The sequence below is a fragment of the Paracoccus maritimus genome, assembly GCF_025195095.1.
GTDB classification, from domain to species: domain Bacteria; phylum Pseudomonadota; class Alphaproteobacteria; order Rhodobacterales; family Rhodobacteraceae; genus Paracoccus; species Paracoccus maritimus.
In genome coordinates this window covers 1-2,054 of record NZ_JANAVZ010000037.1, presented here as the reverse complement: position 1 = coordinate 2,054, position 2,054 = coordinate 1, and the positions used below count along the sequence as shown (strand labels likewise).

General features: G+C 66.1%; 3 protein-coding genes and 1 pseudogene. All 4 read left to right on the top strand.

The window, feature by feature from the left end; genetic code table 11:
• A pseudogene (locus MU516_RS19310) lies at positions 1-435 on the top strand (VirB4 family type IV secretion/conjugal transfer ATPase); the annotation flags it as partial.
• Positions 432-584, top strand: coding sequence for a hypothetical protein (locus MU516_RS19305; protein ID WP_216033824.1), 153 nt, complete (start codon positions 432-434; stop codon positions 582-584). The pseudogene MU516_RS19310 and the gene MU516_RS19305, both read left to right, overlap by 4 nt.
• The gene (locus MU516_RS19300; protein WP_260278829.1) at positions 581-1,717 is read left to right on the top strand and encodes a lytic transglycosylase domain-containing protein; all 1,137 of its coding nucleotides are present in this window, start codon (positions 581-583) and stop codon (positions 1,715-1,717) included. The genes MU516_RS19305 and MU516_RS19300 overlap by 4 nt, the downstream gene beginning before the upstream one ends.
• A gap of 2 nt (positions 1,718-1,719) precedes the next feature.
• A partial coding sequence (locus MU516_RS19295) for a hypothetical protein (RefSeq protein ID WP_260278828.1) occupies positions 1,720-2,054 on the top strand: 335 nt, incomplete at its 3' end.

Here is a 2,054-nt window from a genome sequence, read left to right as displayed (position 1 = left end):
CTGGAAGAGGCGGGCGTGTTCCTCGACGATCTCTACTTCCAGCGCGAGCTGAAGACCTGGCTGGCGACGCTGCGCAAGAAGAACGTCGTCGTCGTCATGCTGGTGCAGTTCGTCTCGCAGATCCGGGACTGCGCCGCCGGGGCCTCGATCCTCGAAGGCTTGCAGAACCAGCTGATCCTGCCGCACCACCAGGCGGGCCGCGACAGCTATGACGGGCTGGCGCTGTCTGACGCCGAACTGTCCTTCCTGCTCGGCTCGCAGGCCGGCGGCCGCCGGGCGCTGTGGCGGGACGGGCAAAGCTCGAACATCCTCGACACCGATCTTTCGGCCCTTGGCCCCTATCTCAGCGTCCTTGGCGGCGGCCGCTCGGCCGAACGGCGCTTCGGCAGCGACTGGCGCGACAATCCCGATTTCTGGAAAGGAAACACGGCATGACCCGTATCGTGATGAGCCTCCTTCTTGCGCTGGCGGTGGCCGGCTGTGCCGCGCAGAGCGGCGAGTTGTCCGAACGCCGCTCGAACTGCTTCGGCAAATTGAAGCCCGGCGCGCTCAGCTCGGCGCTGGTGGCAGTGCCGAAGTCATGATCCGGACCCGGCGCCTTGCATTCGGCCTTATGCTCGGGGCCTCCGTGGCGAGCCTGACGCTCGCCCAGGGGGTTCCCGTGAGCGATGCCTTGCGGACCCTGCGCGCCGGAACGCTCTCCGTGCTGCAAGGCCGGATCGTGGGCGAGGCCGAGGACGGCAACAGCGTTCGTATCGACATGAACGCCCTGCATCGCGATCAGCTGGCAGCCATCGACGCGGCAATTGCCTCGATGAACACCAGCGGCTTCGCGCCTGCCGAGTTCGAGGACCTGGACGGTGCAGCGGTGTCCGCCGCCTATGACACCTCCGCCGTCACGGGCGCGGAAAGCCGGCTCTTCGGCGAAGGCCGGGTGACGATCGAACAGATGATCGTGGAGACCGTCCAGCGCTACCAGACGCATCCGGCGCTCGCACGCGCCGGGATCTCGCCGGTCGGGTTCCGGGCCTGGTTCCAGGCGCTCGTGAAGCAGGAAAGCGGCTTCCAGGTGCGGGTCTGTTCGCACAAGGGGGCCTGCGGGCTGACCCAGATCATGCCGGGCACATTCGATCAGCTTGGCATTCCGGCCTCGCAGCGCAACGACCCGCGCGTCCAGCTCGATGGCGGCGCACGTTACCTGCTGATGCAACTCGGCAGCTTCGGCTCGATGCCGCTCGCGCTTGCGGCCTATAACGCCGGCCCGGGCGCGGTCCAGCGCTATGGCGGCATCCCGCCATATGCCGAGACACTGGATTACGTGGTCAAGATCACCGGCTATGCGAATGTCTATGCCGCCGGCATGGGATCACCGGACGATCTCGGGACCATGGTCGCGGGCGACATGGCCCTGGCCGAGCTTGGCAACATGGCCGATGCGGGCATGGAACTCGGTTTTTCCATGTCAAACCAGCTGGAACTCTCGGCCCGGCGCGTCCGTGCCCTGATCGCCCGCATTCCCGAGACCACGACCACCCGCGAGGCCATCGACCTCAACACCTATCTGCGCGCCGAGATCACGCGTCTGGCGTCGATGATGACGATCATGGAGGCCACCCAGCGGCGCGTGGAAGCGCAACGCTTCGCTGCACAGGTCCAGGCGCAGATCGCCGACGAACAATTCCTTACCCTGACCGACACCCCCACGACAGGAGGCTGACCATGAGCATGTTCCGCAATCTCGCCGCCGCAACGGGTCTGTGCCTCTCTGCGGGCCTGGCCTTCGCGCAGGGCGTGCCGACCCACGATCCGCGTTCGCTGGCCGAACTGATCGCGCTTCTGAACTCCAGCCAGGACGAGCTGGCGCAGTCGATCCGCACGAACGGTATTCTCGACGAGCAGACCCGGCAACTGATCCGGCAACTCGAAGAGATGGAACAGGTCGTCTCATCGCTGACCGATGGCTTCGATCTTGACACGCTGCTGGCCGGCCTCGATCTCGATGACCTCCTGGGCGGCCTCAACCTCGGCAATCTTCAGGATCAGCTGGCAGCGGC